Source organism: Aquirufa ecclesiirivi, from assembly GCF_011250515.1.
Taxonomy (GTDB): domain Bacteria; phylum Bacteroidota; class Bacteroidia; order Cytophagales; family Spirosomataceae; genus Aquirufa; species Aquirufa ecclesiirivi.
The window spans coordinates 149,151-168,800 of the sequence record NZ_JAANOP010000008.1; the positions used below are offsets into that span (position 1 = coordinate 149,151).

Genomic DNA, 19,650 nt, shown 5'->3' on the forward strand with positions numbered 1-19,650 from the left:
AATATTTAGGTGGATTATAAAAGGATATTTAATTGCAAATAGGCCCAATGCGCATTTTTATTACTAGAACCGGGGCTTAGGGATTTAGCATATTCCATGGATTCGCTGGCAGTAAGGGCACATAATCCCAGATCCAACTGGCAGGATTTATTTAAGGTATAAGTACTTATCCAGTCTAGCTCCATCCCTAAATAGGCATCTAAAGGCCGCCCATCCACTTGTTTTTGTTGATTGGCTAAGGCAAAATAATGCAGGTCAAATCCTGTACTAAATCGCTTATTGGATGAGATGTATTTTGCTTTGGCATAGACATTGGACAAACCTCCCAAGGGTGAGCCTGTGGCTACGTAGAAATAATCCATGTATCCCCAAAATTTATGAGGCGTACCATACAATGGATCAAAACGATGATTTACTTTAGAACTAGAAAACGCATCATTTCCTGAGACATAATCCCAACCCAGCGTATAAGCCCATTTTTTATGTTGCATGCTTACTGCCAATGTAGAAGTAAAAGCGTCGAGCGTTAATCCCTCTTTGTCATGTCCTGATTGATAAAAAAAGCCGGCATTCAACAGCACTTTTTTTGATTTTTCTAACATGGACGTTAAAGTCAAGCCATAGGTAAAGCGAGCATGATTTAAGGATGAATGATATTTTCTACCATACACATAACCTGTATCTTTCCCAGCCACATTTCGAGTAGAGTCTGAGATATATGCCCCAAATTGATCACTCAGAAATAAACCTGTCAGCTTGCTACTGGAGAAGCTTTTCGACAGATATAAAAATTGCAAGGATTTATAATTTTGACCCAGGGCATTGGTGCTTGGTGGATTTAATACAGCCAAAGACCCAGATTTACTAGAAAAGCCTTGGGGATTGACGGTTGGGATCATTCCTGATGGACTCGCCACTAAATTTCCCTTACTGTCTTTGATATAAGGCAGTACATTCGCTGGCGTATAATAAGTGCCATCATACTGAAAGGCATCCGTATTTTGATTAAATGCCAAACCTAAGTCAGCACGCCATCCGTGGTGCAGCATTTTTAAAACCATGGCATCATGCCTACGAGCCTGCTGTAACCAATCCAGATTCCCTAATAAGCGAGAATCATCATACAACAGCTCTTGTCGACCTACTTTCAAGGCTAAATGATCTACCCATTTAGGCAAAGTACTGTCCGACTTATTCATCAAAGTGATTTCTGCCCAAGCTTCATGTACACCCAACTTACTACCATCATTCGCTGAAATAGTGGAAGCATCTTGTCCCCAAACCCGTACATCTTGAAGGCTCGCTTGAAATTGTACCCGACTACTTTTATAGCCAGCCGTAAGTCTTGTTCTTTGAGAAGTAAAAAAGGCTGGGGCTGCCGATTTCAAACGTAAGTTTCCAACGCCGTCCCGATACTCCGAACGCGTTCTTAGTTGACCCGAGAATGACAATTGCGCCAACATGGGACTACTGATCCAGAAAAAAAGAAATAGTAATTTATACCTCATCGCTATCCAAAAAAATGTAGACAGATTCATCTTTGACCATGACCGAGTAGGTCTTGATGGCCTCCACATCCCCCGATAAACAAGCACCTGTTTTAAGGGAAAAAGTCTTCTTGTGGAATGGGCAAGCAACCTTGGGTTCTTCCCCTTGTGAGCCGATCATTCCCCGACTTAGGGCCATTTGTTGACGATGTGGACATTCATTTTGAGTAGCATACCACTCCCCTCTACGGGCAAAATGAAATAAGGCAATTTGTTGGTCTTTTACTTTGACACAAACACCTCCATTTTCTGGAACATCTTGCACCTGGCAAGCGAGGAACCATGTTTTATTCATTGTCTCTACCATTTCTTTACTTTTAGGCTATGTTATTAACTCCAGGCTTTCGCCTTCTTTTGATCACGTAATACTTCAAAATCTACAGTGGGGTCTTTTTCTTCAGGGGCATTGACAAAATGACTGAATCGCTTTCTGAATTCGGGATTTTCTACGGCGGCTTTCCACTCACAGACATAATTATCTACCAGCTTTTGCATTTCGCTTTCTAATTCCTCCGCTAACCCTAGGCTGTCATTAACCACCACATTACGTAGGTAGTCGATCCCACCTTCCAATTTATTTAACCATGTGGCGGTGCGGGTTAATGGGTCAGCTGTTTTAATATAAAACATTAAGAAGCGGTCGATGTAACGAATGCAAGTTTCTGAATCAATATCACTGGCTAATAATAGGGCATGCTGAGGCTTAGAACCCCCGTTTCCACATACATGTAGGTTCCATCCTTTTTCAGTAGCGATAATACCAAAGTCCTTACTTTGAGCCTCCGCACATTCGCGTATACATCCAGAAACACCACCTTTGATTTTATGTGGGGCTCTTATTCCTCGATACCTTTCTTCAATTTGAATGGCAAAGCTGACAGAATCATGTAGGCCAAATCGACACCAGGTGCTACCCACGCAACTTTTTACCGTCCGTAATGCTTTTCCATAAGCATGTCCACTTTCAAAACCAGCCTCAATGAGTTTTTCCCAAATAGCAGGTAGATCCGTTAAGTGGGCACCAAACAAATCAATGCGCTGACCACCGGTAATTTTGGTATAGAGATTATATTCCTTAGCTACTTCCCCAATGACGATGAGCTTATCAGGGGTAATTTCACCACCCGGAATACGCGGCACCACAGAATAAGTTCCTCCTTTCTGAATATTAGCCAAGAAACGATCATTGCTATCTTGGGCTGTATCATTTCCCTTATCCAAAATCATTTCATTCCATAAACTCGCTATCAAAGAAGCTACCAAAGGTTTACAAACTTCACAACCGTCACCATGGCCATGCGCAGAAAGCACTTCATCATAAGAACGTAAGTTGTGCAAATGCACTAAATCCAATAGTTCTTGTCGAGAGTAATCAAAATGCTCACAAATGACATTTCGTACGTAGATGCCTTGCGACTTCAAGGTATGATTTACGATATCTTTGACCATAGGTACACAACCGCCACAACCCGTACCTGCTTTGGTGCATTTCTTGATGGCTTCTATATTTTCGGCACCATGGAGGACATGGGAACAAATATCACCTTTACTTACTGCCTCACAACTGCAGATCATGGCATCATCTGGTAAACTAAGTACACCAGCGCCGCCTTCTGATTCCCCACCTCGAGAACCTAGGATGATATCTTCTGGATTGGGAGGAAGTATGACCTGATTTTTACAGGTTTGCAAGAGCATGTTGTATTGTTCTGCATCACCAATCAAAATACCCCCCAATAGCGTTTTTCCATCAGCACTGATATTGACACGTTTATATATTCCCTTATTTCGATCTTCCAACACAATACTCCTTACCTCTCCATCTGAAGCAAAAGGATCTCCAAAGCTGGCTACATCAATCCCAATCAATTTCAGTTTGGTACTCATATCAAATCCCGTAAACTGCTTGTCGGCACCTAATAAAGTAGCGATGGCCACTTCAGCCATTTCATAGCCAGGAGCTACTAAACCATAAATCATTCCTTCATAAAGCGCACATTCACCAATGGCCAAAATATGTGGGTCAGAAGTCAGCATATGTGAATCCACTAAAATACCCCCTCGAGGCCCAGTGGCTAAACCGGCATTTTTTGCCAATTCATCTCGAGGTTTAATTCCAGCCGAAATCACGAGCATATCTACATCCAAAACTTGATCATTTTGAAAGCGCATACCGCTGATTTTATCGGAACCCGTAATTTCTAGTGTATTCGTTGAAGTCAAAATATGCAATCCGATGGATTCCAACTTGGCTTGTAACAAGGTCGATCCTGCCTCATCAATTTGCCTAGGCATTAAGCGAGGGGCAAACTCAATGACATGGGTATCTGTCACACCTAGATCAATCATGGCCTTGGCGGCTTCTAAACCCAAAAGCCCTCCTCCAATCACAGCCCCTTTTTTAGCTTTAGGAGCCCAGTCGCGCATCATTTCCAAATCTTCAATGGTACGGTAAATGAATACCCCATCTTTTTCAACTCCAGGAATTGGCGGAACAAAGGCTGAAGATCCAGTAGCAAATACTAAGTAATCATAGGATTCGGTGATTCCTGCATGAGAACTAACGGTCTTATTTTCACAATCCAAGTGCATGATGGGATCACCTGTGTAAAGTTTAATCCCGTGTTCCTCATACCAAGTAGCTGGTGCCATTTCTAAATCCTGAGCAGATTTTCCTGAGAAAAACTCACTGAGGTGAACTCGGTCATAAGCAGGCCTAATTTCCTCTCCAAATACGATGAGTTCTATGCCTTGTGGATTTTTCGCCATGAGCTTTTCGCAAAACTTATAGCCAACCATACCATTGCCAATGATGATAATTTTCATGATGCTTGATTTTACAATGTGGTAATAAAATTTGACCAGAAAAAATTGAACTATTCCAATTTATTCTTGACAATTATGTGTCATTGTTGATGAGAAACAAAATAGCATTTGAGCCACTATTTCATTTTAGAACATTTTGAAAAATTCCTTAAAATGCTAAAAAAGGACAATCGTTGTTATATAAATGCTTTTATCTGCTGCAAATATTATCTTTCAAAAAATACAAAACAAGTTATTTGTGTTAAATATTTTACCTTATTTTGTTTATTATTCGGTTTTTAATAAAAAATTGATTCATTTTTAAACCTATTTTTAATCATTTTGCAAAATAATTACTTTTAAAAGGCAAAAATTAAACTTAGCTACTTAGATTTACAAAAAAAATAGTGAAGATATAATTTTACACTTCCATTAAAATTGTATTTAACAAAGACAATACCAAAAAACCAAGCATGTCTACTACACGTTTATTTCTGGTCGGAGCTGGTCCCGGCGACCCTGAATTAATCACCTTGAAAGCAGTAAGAGTTCTTCAAGAGGCCGATGTGATTCTCTATGATGCACTAGCCAACCCAGCATTATTGTCCTATGCCCATCCATCATGTCATGTGGAATTTGTAGGTAAAAGATTTGGATGCCATACCTTGTCACAACAAGAAATCAATCTACGAATCATGGAACTTTCGAAACAATATTCGCGGATTGTTCGCCTAAAAGGTGGTGACCCCTTTGTATTCGGTAGAGCACAAGAAGAGATTGAAGCCGCAGAATCGGTAGGAATGGAAGTCGAAATTATTCCGGGAATCTCCAGCGCCTTGGCCGTTCCTGCTTCTCAAAGAATCCCATTGACTTGTCGGGGAATCAACGAAAGTTTTTGGGTCACAACCGGCACTACGGCTCAGGGAGAAATTTCACCAGATATTTTTTGGGCCGCTCAATCCTCTGCTACTGTCATCATATTAATGGCCATGAGCAAACTAGAAGCCATTATGGATATATTCCAACAATGCGGCAAAAGCAAAACACCTGTAGCCATCATTCAAAATGGCACTAGACCCGATGAAAAAATGGTCATTGGTACTACTCGAGACATTCAATTTAAAGTAGAAAACGCAGGAATCAGCAATCCTGCCATCATTATCGTTGGTGAGGTCGTCAAGCTACATCGCACGCACCTTTCTTCCATCATTCAAGAAGCTACCCTAAAGCAGTCATAAACATGCCTACTCAATTACAAAAAAGTGTCATGGATTCAGAAACCATTTACACGGAACTAATGATACCTTCCTATGCCAATTTTGGCGGAAAAATCCATGGTGGGATCTTACTGTCCCTCATGGACAAGGTTGCCTTTATTTGTGCTTCCAAACACAGCGGACAGTATTGTGTCACGGTAGCCGTGGAAGGAGTTGAGTTCAAACAAGCGGTAGAAGTCGGCGAATTAGTCACTATCAAAGCTTCCATCATTTATGTGGGCAAAACGACCATGATTGTGGGCATGCGCGTGGAATCTTTCAAACCTACGGATGGCATCGTACGACATACCAATTCTTGTTATTTCACCATGGCCGCTAAAGATGCGGAAGGAAATCTCACTTCGGTACCAGGGATTATCTTAGAAAATGAAGTACAGCTTCGTCGATTTTGTAAAGGCAAAATCATCAGAAAACTATCCTTAGAAAAAAGAGAACTATTAAAAACAGCTGTTAAAGACCAGCAATTCCATGAATTAAAAGCGGAATGTCAGGAATCAGACAAATGCTTTTTAACTCTGTAGTTTAGCCCCATTCTTACCACTTTTTAAATATCTTCACCAGCTCTTTGGTGATCATTTCATAGCCCTTATCAGCAGGATGAAGGCCATCATACGTCACTTGGGAGGCCTCCAAGGGATATGGATATTCGTCACTAGCTGGATTAAAAGGTACATCCACAAAATCTGGAAACGTAAACTTTTTGTAGTTTCCTGTAGCAGGATCTTTCAGGTATTTAAAATGTACTAATTTGGCATGATCCATGCCTTTTTTGTGGTATAGATCCACCACAGGGATGCCTTCAAACTTCGCTATGGCCACAATCGCATCCGCAAACTGTTCCAATCGCTGGCCATTTTTCTCTTTATATGAGCCAAAGGCATTATTCTTAAAATTATTGATGTACACAAAATCCACTCGCTGCATAGGTGTAATCAAAACTATTTTAGCTTGAGGATTTAGGCTTCTTAACTTATTCAAGATCACCCGAAATGACCCTTGAACGGTAGCCACACCCGTATTGTTTTCATAATCTGCCCATGTCCCCAATGGCTTAGAACCCCACCAATCATTGGTTCCTAAAAAAATACTGTATACATCGGCTACAGGAATATTCAACTTTTCAATATCGGTCGCAATTTTAACGGCCGTCCAGCCATTATAACCTTTGTTGATGTACTTAAACTGTGGCAAACGCTCCACAACCCTTGTCATGTATCCCTTCGTGATTCTATTTCCTGTTTCATCGGGGTGCTCATTCAAATAGGTGATGGAGTCGCCTATGGCCACCCAGGTAATTTCTTTGGGCGCAAAAGAACTTTGGAATAATAGGATGACAAAGAGGATGATACACTTTTTCATAATGGGATGTTAATAGATTATAGAGAATGAAATCTTCAAGGTTTCTCTAAGTCTCAATATTGGGTAAATTTAGCTACTATTCAAATTGCTTAGCAGGAAATAAATTAGATTCATTGGATAGACATTTGACTTCAATCTAGTTCATTTTGCCATGAAAATAGTGAGATGAATCTCCTGCATTAATTTGCTTGGCAAGATATCATCGCAAAACAATCTCTCTCAAATCCAAAATAGCTCCACCTGCTCTAAATTGGGTCTTGGATTTAAATACAATTTTTTGAACACCTTGATTCAAATGTATTTTTCCCGCTCCCAAAGTTTTATAGGTTTCCCAATTGCCACTGGGAAGCACTTTTCCCTCCAATTGAGATGTTGGACTTGATAAGATAAATTCTTTCCCAGCTTCGGCATTATCCACAGAATAAATGATGTCCACATGATAATCACCCGTTTTCTTTACGTCCACTTCCCATTCCACTCGGTCTTTAGAAGTAAACCACCCAAAAGCTTGATACTCGGGCATGAATTTAATGTCCGGACCTATTGCTTTACCTTTGGCAGCCGTTAAATGATAAGCACCTTTGATATTCTTGTCAATACGTGTTGGACGATTTGCCTGAAAGCCTTTTTTAGGCGTGCTTTGCGGATTGGAATAACCGAAATAAGGGGAATAAAGTCCACCAAAGAGCCAGGTGAACAGTAAAATAGCATGTAACATGATGATTGATTAAGGTTTAGAATTCATTTAAAATTAACCAATATTCTGAATAGTCCATAGGTTCAGGCTTGTCAACCTTGGGATTCTTTAATATTTTCCCGTCCTTGCAGAAAATATGAAACTTTCTAACCTTTACAGATATGGCCAAGGGAATGAATTCCAAAAAAACCGAGAAAAAAGAAGCTACTAAAACTCCTAAGGAGAAAAAGGATGCTAAAAAGGAGAAAAAAAATAAGTCAAGCTATTGATCTATTTAGAATAGGTATCAGGTGATTCATTTTTCTTTCAGAAATTGATTCACCTTTTACCTTTTCCATGTTTTTCCGTTCACGTTGAGACACAATGGACTCACATTTTTTCTACCTTTGCTTATCTACTCATCAACAAGCACATGTCAGAAAAAATATTGGTTTTGGGTTCCAATGGCCAGATTGGCACCGAACTAGTCAACTCCTTACGAAAAGCTTATCATAACGATAACGTGGTGGCCTGCGATATCCGCCGTCCTGATTACGAAACATTACATGCTGGTCCCTTTGAATTTGTCAATGTCTTAGACAAAGACATGCTCAAAGACATCTATCAAAAATACCAACCAACGCAAGTCTATTTATTGGCCGCGCTACTGTCGGCCACGGGGGAGCAAAACCCTAAGTTGGCTTGGGATTTGAACATGAACGGCCTGTTGAATGTCTTGGACTTTTCTTTGGCTTATAAAACAGCTAAAGTATACTGGCCAAGTTCCATTGCGGTCTTTGGTCCGAATTCCCCTAAACAACAAACGCCACAGTACTGCACCATGGACCCCAATACGGTGTATGGAATTAGTAAATTAGCGGGAGAACGCTGGTGTGAATACTACCACCAAAAGTATCAACTGGATGTCAGGAGTATACGTTATCCTGGCTTAATTTCTTGGAAAGCTGCTCCTGGAGGAGGAACAACGGACTATGCCATTCATATATTTCATGAGGCATTAAAAAAAGGATCTTATTCTTCTTTTTTATCGGAAGGAACCGAATTGCCCATGATGTACATGGAAGATGCCATTCGAGGAACGATCGAACTGATGGATGCTCCAGCGAATAAAATTCATATTCGCTCCAGTTATAATTTTGCAGGATTAAGTTTTACCCCTGAAATGCTAGCTGAAGAAATCCGAAAGCATATTCCTCATTTTCAACTGAAATATGCTTCGCATGACCCTAGACAAGCCATCGCAGATTCATGGCCTGCCTCCATTGACGATCAATTTGCTCAGCTAGATTGGGGCTGGAAACCCGAATATGATTTAAGCAAATTAACCCAAGACATGATAAATAACCTCAGAAAATAATACATCAACGATTATGTACCAAACTTTACAAGTACCTCTACAAGAAGAAATACAATCCATCAAGGAAGCTGGATTATTCAAACAAGAACGTATCATTACCAGCCCACAAGGAGCTGATATTCAATTGAATACTGGCCAAGAAGTTATTAATTTCTGTGCTAACAATTATCTGGGATTATCCTCACATCCAAGGGTCATCGAGGCCGCAAAAAAAGGCATTGATTCTCATGGATTTGGATTATCGTCGGTTCGGTTTATTTGTGGCACACAGGATATACACAAAACACTAGAAAGAAAGATTTCTGAATTTTTAGGAACAGAAGATACCATTTTATATGCAGCAGCTTTTGATGCCAATGGCGGTGTTTTCGAACCCTTATTTTCGGCAGAAGATGCAATTATTTCAGATGAATTAAACCATGCTTCCATCATTGATGGGGTACGCTTATGCAAAGCCCAACGCTTCCGCTATAAGAATATCGATATGGAAGATCTGGAAAAGCAATTAATTGCCGCACAAGGATGCCGTCACCGAATTATTGTTAGTGATGGCGCTTTTTCCATGGACGGTTCTGTAGCTCCTTTAGATAAAATTTGTGATTTAGCCGACAAGTACAAAGCCTTGGTGATGATTGATGAATGTCATGCTAGTGGATTTATTGGTCGAACCGGAAGAGGAACGCATGAGCATTTTAATGTCATGGGCCGCATAGATATCATTACAGGCACCTTAGGGAAAGCCTTAGGTGGTGCTTCCGGAGGATTTACTTCGGGCAGAAAAGAGATTATCGAATTATTGCGTCAACGTTCTAGACCTTATTTGTTTTCCAACACTTTGGCTCCTGCTATTACGGCGGCCTCCATTGAAGTGTTAGATTTATTAACAGAGTCAACAAGCTTGCGCGATAAATTAGCAGAAAATACAGCTTATTTCCGGGAGAAAATGACCGCTGCGGGATTTGATATCAAGCCAGGTTTCCACCCAATCGTTCCGGTGATGTTATACGATGCCAAAGTCGCTCAGACCTTTGCCGCGCGCATGTTGGAAGAGGGTATCTACGTCGTTGGATTCTTTTACCCAGTGGTAGCTCAAGGAAAAGCTAGAATTCGTGTTCAACTTTCTGCTGCCCATGATACCTCGCATTTAGACAAAGCCATTGCTGCTTTTACTAAGGTAGGAAAGGAATTAGGGGTAATTTAGGGATGAAGAATGTAGAATTAGGAATGTAGAATGTAGAGGTAGGTAATAGTTATGGGTGTCTTTTCCTAATAATAACTAAGCCCTATTCCACAATTTATACTGCATCACTTACAATTTTCCCTTCCCCCATTTAACCAGTTCTAACGTAGCTAATAAAATGAATGAAGTGATGAGTACTAATTTAAAATGTGCGAATCCTGGAAATTCAAAGCTGAATAAACTTTGGAGATATGGAACATAAACAATAAGCAAAAGGACAACAATAGCCGTAATCGAAACAATCAAAGCCATGGCATTGCGCTCGATGAAAACATGGATAAAACTACGGGTATTCGACAAACTAGAATAAATAAAAAAGATATTACCAATAATCAAGGCCGAGAAACTAATGGCTCTAATTTCATTATCGGTATGCCCTTCTTTCCAAGAAAACCAGAAGACCACTAAAACTGAACTGAGCAATAATAATCCTCGGACAATTGACCTAAATAATAACTTAAAACCAAAAAATGTAGCTCGAACATCCCGAGGAGGCCTAGACATAATGGATTTTTCCTCGACTTCAGATTCAAAAGCAACCGAGCAAATGGGATCTATGATCATTTCTAAAAACACGATATGCAAAGGCAACAAAAGCAATGGCATAAATTCAAACATGGCGGGCAACAAGGTTAAACCAATGATGGGAATGTGGATGGAAATGATGTATGACATGGCTTTTTGAAGGTTATCAAAAATCCTTCTACCTGAACGGATAGCTGCCACAATGGAGGCAAAATTATCATCCAATAAAACCAAAGATGAGGCTTCTCTCGCCACATCCGTCCCTTTGTTTCCCATAGCAATACCAATATGAGCAGCTTTTAAAGCTGGGGCATCATTTACTCCATCGCCAGTCATCGCCACAACTTCCTGATTTTGCTTCAATGCATTGACGATACGTAATTTCTGCTCTGGTTTTATTCGAGCAAAAACCGAATAATCTCCAATACATCGTTTTAGTTCCTCATCACTCAATTGCAGTAATTCTTCGCCAGTAAGGACCTGATCTGCATTCCTCAGTCCAATCTGCTTAGCTATACTACTGGCTGTTTGGGGATAATCTCCCGTAATCATGTTAACCTTTATTCCTGCATCCATACATTCTTGTATAGCCTGAGGTACCTCTGGGCGAATGGGGTCTTGTAATCCGATAAGTCCCAAAAATTGACAATTCAAGTTTTTTTGATGATCAGGCAAATCTCCCTTTAATATCCCAGTTTGGGCAACAGCAATAACACGGAGCGCATGGGAAGCCATTTTCCCTAAAGTTTCCTCTAGCTTCTCTCGTTCCTTTCCATCGATTTGACATAGGTTAAAGATTGCTTCTGGGGCACCTTTCGTATAGCCTACATGAATAGCCTGGTCTACTTGATACACCTGAGTCATAGCTAATAAATCCGTACTAAGTGGATATTCGCGGAGCAATGGTAACATGGGAGAAACTTCAGCTCCTAAACTTTGTTTGGTCTGAAAAATAGCCACTTCCATAGGATCTAGGGAAGAAGCATGGGAGGCTAGTTCAGCTGCATAAATCAAGGACTGAATCTTAGCTTTTTCTAGAAGAAAATCTGCTTCATTTACAAATTGACCATCAAGAAACAGCTGCATGATCTGCATTCTATTTTGAGTAATAGTACCCGTTTTATCACTGCACAATACCGTGGTAGAACCCAAGGTTTCAATCGCAGATGGATTGCGAGTTAATACTTGGATTTTGGATAAACGCCAAGCTCCAATGGCCAAAAAAACGGTAAATACAACGGGAAACTCTTCGGGCAAAATGGCTATGGAAGTAGATAATGCATTGAGAATCGACTTCACTAATCCTCCTCTTGAAAGATAAAATGCTAAGAATACGGCTAAACTAATTCCTACTCCTATCCAAAGTAAAGAGCGAATCAATTTCTTCATTTCTATTTGAAGTCGTGTTTCCCCCGATCTCAAGTTACTTAAACTTGTTCCAATCTTGCCAAGTTGAGTATAAACACCTGTTTCTGTAACTTCTGCCAAAGCTCGTCCTTGAACGATCATGGTACCACTAAAAACCATGCCAATTTCTTCTACTGTGTTCAGCTTTTTTTGCACGGCTACAGACTCCCCCGTGAGCATGGATTCATCGATCATCAAATTATTAATTTCCAACAAACGTGCATCGGCAGGTATGCGGTCTCCTTCAGATAAGGACAAAATATCACCAGGAACTACCTCTCTACCTGGGATTCGAACTACTTGTTGATTTCGAATAACTTTGGCTCTGGGTGAAGAAAGATTCTTCAGTTTCTCCAAAGCCCTTTCCGTCTTTTGATATTGATAAAAAGTAATGAAAATGATGACTAAAATAAAGCTCATCAACATCATCCCTTCGCGGTAATCTCCCAATACCATATATAGTAAACTACTGAAAATCAGCAAAATAAACATAGGTTCTCGGATGACTTCTAACACGATTACCCAGATATTTTTCTTATCCTGCCCAGGCAATTCATTATAGCCAAATCGATCTAATCGTTGAGCTACTTCTGAATCAGATAAACCTGTCCGCATTTCCATGGAATGAAGATTATTAGAGATTAAGGGTAATTTAGGAATGTAGAATTAGAAATGTAGCATGTAGGGGAAGGTAATCGTTATGAGTGTCTTTCCCTAATTACTATTACCTAAACACAAATAACTAATTCCTAATAACTAAACCCTAATATCTACCTATACTTTCCTTGGCTTTTCAAATATTCCTTCAATTTGCCGGGTTGATCCGTTTGAATCATATTGGCACCATATTTCAAGACTTCCTCAAATGCAGCGGGCTGTTGGGCTCCTTTAAAATCCACGGCGCCCAAAGCATTGATCCAAACACGGGCAGGTATTTGCTTGATGGCTTTCACGACTTCAGGGCTATAATGACTTGGATCAATATGGACCGCTTGAGGTTTGGCACCCGAGGCCACTAATTTTTTTACAGCTTCCTCGCTTTCTGTCCGAATCATGATTTGGAAGTTTTTATTCTTCTTTTGTAACATCAGCACTTCCTCCGGTTCATACACAAAAAAGAAACAGTTTTTTTCCATCTTCATCCGATTTACCAATACAATAATGGAATCTAAGGTGGCATCATCTTTGATATCTAAATCTATCAAAATCTTCCCTTTCGCCATTTGAAATGCCTCTTCTAAGGTGGGAATTTGCTCATTGGTCACTTGTTCAAGATGTTTCAATCGCAATTTTCTGATTTCTTCAAAAGTAAAATCCGATACCAATCCTTTAGCATTGGTGGTTCTATCTACCTTTTTATCATGCATCAACACCATTTTTCGATCTTTGGTAAAGCGCACATCCAATTCCATGATATCAACCCCTAGTTCAATCGTTTTTTTCAAGGCTGCCATTGAATTTTCAGGTTCTTCCAAATGAGCTCCACGGTGAGCGGCAATCATCACCAAAGGTTCTTGAGTATTCAGGTATGACTTTTGAATTTTCTTGAAATAATCGCTGCTTTTTTGAGCGTGAATCGAGGACACGAAAAGGCACAAAAATAGGCCTAGGATATAGGTGATTTTCATTATTTTAAACTAGGTTTAGGTAATTAATTAAAACAAAAGTAGCTCATATTGCGCAGAAAGCGTATTAACACAGGATAAAATAAAATTGCATTCGTTTTATCTTTTATTTCTTTAGTTTTAAGGCATTAAATATCACCTATTTAAAAATTAATCACCCCATGAGTTCACGTCGTAATTTCATTCAAATAGTCTCGGCTCCTTTGATCGCCATGCCCTTTATTTCTCAAGCAGCATCAAGTCAAGACTACACCAGAGAAGATGGTCCTATCTTAAAAGTAGCATTACTAGGTTTGGGAGGATATGCCAATATCGTGGCCAAAGCCATGCAAAACTGCAAAAGAGCCAAAATAACGGCTTTAATCAGTGGGACACCCAGCAAATTAGACCAATGGGGAGAAAAATACAGTGTTCCTAAAAGTCATCGTTTTTCCTATGACGAATTAGAGAAAATCAAAAATAACCCAGACATCGATGCGGTGTACATCATGACTCCCAACCTTCGTCACCCTGAATTTGCGATCAAAGTTGCCCAATTAGGTAAGCATGTAATCAGCGAAAAACCCATGGCCACGAATGTGAAGGATGCACAACGCATGATCGATGCCTGCAAAAAAGCAGGAGTAAAATTATTGGTAGGTTACCGCATGCACTTTGAACCCAATACCCTAGAAATAATAAAGAAAAGAGAAGCTGGAGAATTTGGCAAAATCTTATTCTTCCAAGGTTTATCCGGCTTTATCATCGGAGATCCTAAACAGTGGCGATTGAACAAACAGTTGGCAGGTGGTGGCTCCATGATGGATATTGGTATCTATTCCATTAACGGAGCTCGCTACATGGTGGGCGAAGAACCAATCTGGGTGACTGCCCAAGAAACAAAAACCGATTCAGAGAAATTCAAAGAAGGAGTAGATGAAACCATACAATTCCAAATGGGCTTTCCAAGTGGGGCCGTGGCGTCTTGTCTATCCACCTACGCGCTCAATAATTTGGATAAGTTTTACCTCAATGGGACCAAAGGATTTGCCGAAATGATGCCTTCTACTGGGTACGGACCTATCAAGGCAAAGACCAACAAAGGGGAATTGAGCTATCCACATGTTACGCATCAAACCATACAAATGGATGAATTCGCAGCGATAATACATGATGGTAAAACTCCCAAGGTTCCCGTAGATGGAGAAGAGGGTTTGAAAGATATGAAAATCATTGAAGCGATTTTTGAAGCGGTCAAATCTGGCAAAAGAGTAGCCATAAAATAATCCTACACCTTGAAATAGACCTCAAAAAACCATTTACATGAAAAGAAGATTTATTTTAATCATGAGCTGTATCAGCATTGCGGCATTCCCTTTGCTGAGTCTAGCCCAGACCGACAGTCCAGGCGTACAAAAAGCCATGGCTTTTATCCAGTCGCTCAGCGATGCCCAAAAAAGCAGAGCGCTCTATTCCTTTGATGCGGTGACTCGATTCAACTGGCACTTCTTGCCTCCTACCATGGTGGCGCGCCATGGTACTGTGGTGAAAGACATGGATGCCCATCAGAAACAATTACTTTATGATTTCATGCAAGTCTATTTAAGCGAAAAAGGCTTCAAGAAAACCCGTGACATCATGGATTTCGAGTATTATTTGAAAGAGATTCAACCCAAAAATCCGAGTCGTATTCCTGAAAATCAATTCGTGGCATTTTATGGTGATCCGAGCAAAGACAAAGTTTGGGGATGGAAATTTGGAGGACATCACCTTGCATTAAACTTCACTATAGTGGATAACAAGCTATCTTATGCCCCATTTTTCTTTGGGGTTTATCCAGCAGAGGCAGAAAGCGGTGAAAGAAAAGGAACTCGATTAATGAAGGAGGAAGAAGATATGGCCTTGGATTTAATCAATTCCATGTCCGATAAACAAAAAGCTAAAGCTATATTTAGTCTCTCGACATTCAACGAAGTGGTAACTACCAATTCCGTTCATGTAGGTCCATTACCAGATGAGGGTATCTCGGTGAAAGAGATGAATAGCCAACAAAAGGCTAGCCTGAATCAATTGATCATGCACTATTTATCGGCCATGCCTCCCAAAATTGCCGAGATGCGCTTAAAACATATTGCAAATGAGGACTTCAATTCAGTCAAATTTGCTTGGGCAGGAAATACAGAACGTAAAAAAGCCCATTATTACCGCATACAGGGGAAATCTTTCTTAGTTGAATTTGATAATACGCAAGATAATGCCAACCATATCCATACGGTTTGGCGGGATTTCCGAGGTGATTTTGGTACGGATTTATTGAAAGAACATTATATGACGGCAGAGCATCATCAGCATAAATAATCAAAAAGGCCAGCATAAATTCTGGCCTTTTTTTTATGATTTAAATATGCGATCCATCAAAATCCATTTTTGACCGGGCTTAGCCCAAGGCAAAGGTTGTTGAAACTTCCACATCAGTTCTTCCCAAGCCGCAATCTTGGGATTAGTCGCATCAAAAGCTGCTTTTTTCTCAAAAGTAAAGGCATCATCTGTCTCTAAAATCATGAACATACGATTTCCAGTACGGAAAATTTCAATATTGGTAACACCCGCATCGATGTCGTGCTGTGTGACTTCTGGCCAAGCACTTCCTGGCGCATGGTATTGTTCATATTCCTGAATTAATTCCGGATCATCAACTAGGTCTAATGCCAAACAAAATCGTTGCATGGGTTTTCGTTTTAAATGGTAAAATACTGATTATATGCCAACATGGTCTGCTTGGCTGCTTCCAAAGGATTTGGCCATGGAAATGCTTCCGCCGAAATGGCCCCTTGGTAATCCACTTGTTTCAATGCATCCGCGATCTCCTTCATGGAAGTATGTCCCATTCCCATCGGTCTCCGATTAGAGTCTGCCAAATGCACATGCCCAATCCATGGGCCATTTTCACGGATACTTTGAGCTAAATCTACCTCTTCGATGTTCATATGAAACAAATCTGCTAGCAATCGAATGTGTTGGGAGGAAAGCCCTTCCAAAAATACCCTAGCAGCGCCCAAGGTGTTAAATAAATTGGTTTCATATCGGTTCAAGGGTTCATAGATCAATGGAACACCTATCCGTTCAGCATGATTTCCTAGGTATACCAATGCATCCTGTAAATATGCCAAAGATTCCTCTCTACGATCGGGCAAAGCATTTCCCTGCATGGAACCTATGATGGTCACGGCACCAAAATGTGCCCCAAAATCCATCATGGATTGTATGAATTGAATGGCTTGCGCGCGAATGTCTGGATTTGGATCTGTCAGCGTTAAACCATGTATCACCTTACCTGCTCCACTCCCTACGGCTGCGAGTTTTAGGGCATATTTCGACAATAATTCTTCCAATTGCCCTTGGTCAATACTCGTGGCATCTGCTGTAAAAAGCTCGATGGCATCAAATCCTAGCTTGGAGGCTTGGGCCATACTCGCTTCCAAGTCTTCCCAAAAAATCCAGGGGCCCGATTTGATTTGAGGCACTAAGGCGATGGTTACACAGGATTGCATCATATTATTCTCCGAAATTCACCATAATTTTTACAATACCTTGGGCATTTTGAGCCCAATCGGCTAGTGCCTGACCAGCTTCCTCAATTGGAACAACTCGACTAATCACTTCTTCAACAGGAAATTGACCAGATTCTAAATAAGCTATCACGGAGGGGAATTCATCGGTACAATTTCTGGAGCCTAAGATTTCAATTTCTTTTCTAACAAATACGCCTGTATTGAATTCCACTGGCTTTTTGGCATAACCAATACAAACCACACGCCCCGTATAAGCCACTTCTTCAACAGCAGCACGGTAAGTGATATGACTTCCCACGGCTTCGATGATCACATCAGGACCATCTCCTTGGCTTATCTTTTGTAATGCTTCATGCAAATCCTCTTGACTGGTATTAATCGTATGTTGCACACCTATCTTTCGAGCAATAGCCAGCTTGGAATCATCGATATCCACCGCGATCACCTGTGCTCCACGATGAACAGCCGAGGCCAATGCACCCATGCCGACAATACCACATCCAATGACGGCAACGGTATCCGATGCATCCACTCGTCCTCTAGCTGCCGCATGAAAACCCACTGTCAAAGGCTCCACTAAGGCCAATTCTTTCAAAGACAATGCATTGGAAAGATATAAATCTTGCCAAGGAATACTAATGTAGCGGGTCATAGCACCGGGCCTTCTGACTCCCATGGTTTTATTGTCTTGGCAAGCATTTCGACGACCTTTCCGACAAGAAACACAGGTTCCACAATTTAAATAAGGATAAATAGTAACTCGCTGGCCAATTTGCCAATCAGCAGGCACACCCTCTCCTATTTCTTCAATGGTCGCACCCACTTCATGACCTAAAACATTGGGATATTCTTGTAATTCAAATAGACCTTTAAAGCCGTTTAAATCGCCTCCACAAAATCCCACCATACCAATTCGAAGTAAAACTTCTCCTACTTTTGGAACAGGCTTATCTATTTCCCTGATTTCGGTTTGCCCTATTTCGGTTAAAAATAATGCTTTCATATTTAGATTGATTTAGGGCTTTCTAGCAATATTATTTTCAGGTCTTCCTTCAAACCACATGCGGTTTTTAAAGGGAGCGATAACTTCCTCTAATTCATGTAATAAACCATCTGGAATGACAAAATCTACCGCAGCTACATTTTCTTGAATGGTTTTCATGTCGCACATGCCAACTATGGTCGTAGCAATATCTGGATGATCCATAGCAAAACGTAAAGCTACGTCGCTGAGGCGGACATGGTATGCTTGACAAATAGCTAACAAGCGGGGTTGCAATGCTTTAACTTCTTCCGAAGCGTTATGCCAAACAGGTAATGCTGCGTCAGAAAGAATCCGTTGCATCAAAGGAGCGGCATTCATTAAACCGAAATCCAATTCCTTGGAAAGCGGAACTAGCTCTTCGTTAATTTCATCCTGCAATAAATTATAGTGAGCCCAAGAGAGGACCGTATCAATTTCTACTTCACGGGCTATGGCGGCTAAATAATTCACGGGCAAACCCGTAATGCCCACAAATCTGGCTTTACCCGATTTCTTTACGGCCTGTATGGCGGGAATTGCTTCATTTAAAACCTGTTCTTGGGAACCAAACTCAATATCATGCAATTGATACAAATCCACATAATCTGTTTGCAGTCTTCGCAATGAATCATCAATACTGTTTAGAATTTTTTGGTAAGAAAAATCAAACTCTCGCAAATCATATCGACCAGCCTTGGTGGCCAAATATACCTCGTTTCTTTTCCCTTTTAAAGCTTTACCTAATCGTGTCTCAGCTAAGGTAATTCCATAAAAAGGAGCTACATCCACAAAATTCACTCCATGGTCAATGGCATAATGAACGGCAGCTATTCCCTCATTTTCATCACATTCCTCAAATACATTTCCTAATGGAGAGGCTCCAAAGCCCAAAATAGATACTTCTAAATTTGTTTTGCCTAAACGACGGTAGCGCATAAATTAATGGTAAATGGTAAGTATTTAATGGTAAATGAAGAAATCAGACTAACATAAAAATTATTAATTTCTTTCCTTTCATCCCTAAATCTAGAATGATTTTTTTCGAAATCTTAGACAATCTATTGAATATTCCTCGTAAAAATTAACATAGTCAAAGTTCCTTTGCCCATTTGTCAATGCCTGAAATAGGTTGACCGTTTAAAAGTAAAATTTTAAACATAAAATCTATTATCCATGGCAAACAAAAAATCGTATCTTCAAAGTGTGTCGCAAAGACGCCTTCGTCATTTTAGTGAC

17 protein-coding genes are annotated in these 19,650 nt (G+C 40.4%); 6 read left to right on the forward strand and 11 right to left on the reverse strand.

Translation table 11 applies throughout. The annotated features are described in order from the left end of the window. Positions 1 to 14 precede the first annotated feature (14 nt). Genes G9H65_RS11265 through nirB form a run of 3 tightly spaced genes read right to left on the reverse strand, consistent with a single transcriptional unit; the run spans position 15 to position 4,373 of the window. Entirely contained in the window at positions 15 to 1,508 is a 1,494-nt protein-coding gene (locus G9H65_RS11265; protein WP_166375432.1) for an alginate export family protein, read from the reverse strand. Continuing rightward, on the reverse strand, positions 1,498 to 1,842 hold the full coding sequence (gene nirD, locus G9H65_RS11270) for a nitrite reductase small subunit NirD (RefSeq protein WP_317164420.1): 345 nt from the start codon (positions 1,840 to 1,842) through the stop codon (positions 1,498 to 1,500). The genes G9H65_RS11265 and nirD overlap by 11 nt, the downstream gene beginning before the upstream one ends. 35 nt (positions 1,843 to 1,877) lie before the next feature. Beyond that, positions 1,878 to 4,373 (reverse strand): nitrite reductase large subunit NirB, encoded by a 2,496-nt coding sequence (gene nirB / locus G9H65_RS11275; RefSeq protein ID WP_166375434.1) that lies wholly within the window; start codon positions 4,371 to 4,373, stop codon positions 1,878 to 1,880. A gap of 452 nt (positions 4,374 to 4,825) precedes the next feature. On the opposite strand from nirB, the gene cobA reads away from it, so the two are divergent. Together cobA and G9H65_RS11285 are read left to right on the forward strand one after the other, a co-directional pair. Beyond that, positions 4,826 to 5,590 (forward strand): uroporphyrinogen-III C-methyltransferase, encoded by a 765-nt coding sequence (cobA, locus tag G9H65_RS11280; RefSeq protein ID WP_166375435.1) that lies wholly within the window; start codon positions 4,826 to 4,828, stop codon positions 5,588 to 5,590. Positions 5,591 to 5,592: 2 nt separating this feature from the next. Beyond that, a complete protein-coding gene (locus tag G9H65_RS11285; protein WP_166375436.1) occupies positions 5,593 to 6,150 on the forward strand; it encodes an acyl-CoA thioesterase in 558 nt (185 codons plus the stop codon). A gap of 13 nt (positions 6,151 to 6,163) precedes the next feature. On the opposite strand, the gene G9H65_RS11290 is transcribed toward G9H65_RS11285, so the two are convergent. After that, complete coding sequence (locus G9H65_RS11290; protein WP_166375437.1) at positions 6,164 to 6,988, reverse strand: SGNH/GDSL hydrolase family protein; 825 nt, start codon at positions 6,986 to 6,988, stop codon at positions 6,164 to 6,166. A 199-nt stretch (positions 6,989 to 7,187) separates the two neighbouring features. After that, positions 7,188 to 7,706: a carbohydrate-binding protein gene (locus G9H65_RS11295; protein WP_166375438.1), complete on the reverse strand. Its 519-nt coding sequence runs from the start codon at positions 7,704 to 7,706 to the stop codon at positions 7,188 to 7,190. Positions 7,707 to 8,097: 391 nt separating this feature from the next. Between G9H65_RS11295 and G9H65_RS11300 the strand changes: the two genes are divergently transcribed. Further along, entirely contained in the window at positions 8,098 to 9,042 is a 945-nt protein-coding gene (locus G9H65_RS11300) for an NAD-dependent epimerase/dehydratase family protein (protein ID WP_166375439.1), read from the forward strand. Positions 9,043 to 9,055: 13 nt separating this feature from the next. Further along, complete coding sequence (gene kbl / locus G9H65_RS11305; protein WP_166375440.1) at positions 9,056 to 10,243, forward strand: glycine C-acetyltransferase; 1,188 nt, start codon at positions 9,056 to 9,058, stop codon at positions 10,241 to 10,243. Between the two features lie 108 nt (positions 10,244 to 10,351). On the opposite strand, the gene G9H65_RS11310 is transcribed toward kbl, so the two are convergent. Together G9H65_RS11310 and G9H65_RS11315 are read right to left on the reverse strand one after the other, a co-directional pair. Continuing rightward, entirely contained in the window at positions 10,352 to 12,835 is a 2,484-nt protein-coding gene (locus G9H65_RS11310; protein WP_166375441.1) for a cation-translocating P-type ATPase, read from the reverse strand. A gap of 149 nt (positions 12,836 to 12,984) precedes the next feature. Beyond that, on the reverse strand, positions 12,985 to 13,842 hold the full coding sequence (locus tag G9H65_RS11315) for a glycerophosphodiester phosphodiesterase family protein (protein ID WP_166375442.1): 858 nt from the start codon (positions 13,840 to 13,842) through the stop codon (positions 12,985 to 12,987). A 158-nt stretch (positions 13,843 to 14,000) separates the two neighbouring features. Between G9H65_RS11315 and G9H65_RS11320 the strand changes: the two genes are divergently transcribed. Both G9H65_RS11320 and G9H65_RS11325 read left to right on the forward strand, forming a co-directional pair. Next, complete coding sequence (locus tag G9H65_RS11320) at positions 14,001 to 15,104, forward strand: Gfo/Idh/MocA family protein (RefSeq protein WP_166375443.1); 1,104 nt, start codon at positions 14,001 to 14,003, stop codon at positions 15,102 to 15,104. Positions 15,105 to 15,141: 37 nt separating this feature from the next. Further along, positions 15,142 to 16,176, forward strand: a complete 1,035-nt coding sequence (locus G9H65_RS11325) for a DUF3500 domain-containing protein (protein WP_166375444.1) — start codon at positions 15,142 to 15,144, stop codon at positions 16,174 to 16,176. 33 nt (positions 16,177 to 16,209) lie between these two features. Here G9H65_RS11325 and G9H65_RS11330 read toward each other — a convergent pair whose 3' ends face one another. The 4 genes from G9H65_RS11330 to G9H65_RS11345 are packed head-to-tail and all read right to left on the reverse strand — an operon-like array spanning position 16,210 to position 19,350. Further along, positions 16,210 to 16,545 (reverse strand): L-rhamnose mutarotase, encoded by a 336-nt coding sequence (locus tag G9H65_RS11330; RefSeq protein WP_166375445.1) that lies wholly within the window; start codon positions 16,543 to 16,545, stop codon positions 16,210 to 16,212. A gap of 11 nt (positions 16,546 to 16,556) precedes the next feature. Further along, entirely contained in the window at positions 16,557 to 17,372 is an 816-nt protein-coding gene (locus tag G9H65_RS11335; RefSeq protein ID WP_317164421.1) for a sugar phosphate isomerase/epimerase family protein, read from the reverse strand. A 1-nt stretch (position 17,373) separates the two neighbouring features. Next, a complete protein-coding gene (locus tag G9H65_RS11340; RefSeq protein WP_166375446.1) occupies positions 17,374 to 18,393 on the reverse strand; it encodes a zinc-binding alcohol dehydrogenase family protein in 1,020 nt (339 codons plus the stop codon). 12 nt (positions 18,394 to 18,405) lie between these two features. Further along, the gene (locus G9H65_RS11345; RefSeq protein WP_166375447.1) at positions 18,406 to 19,350 is read right to left on the reverse strand and encodes an aldo/keto reductase; all 945 of its coding nucleotides are present in this window, start codon (positions 19,348 to 19,350) and stop codon (positions 18,406 to 18,408) included. Positions 19,351 to 19,650 lie beyond the last annotated feature (300 nt).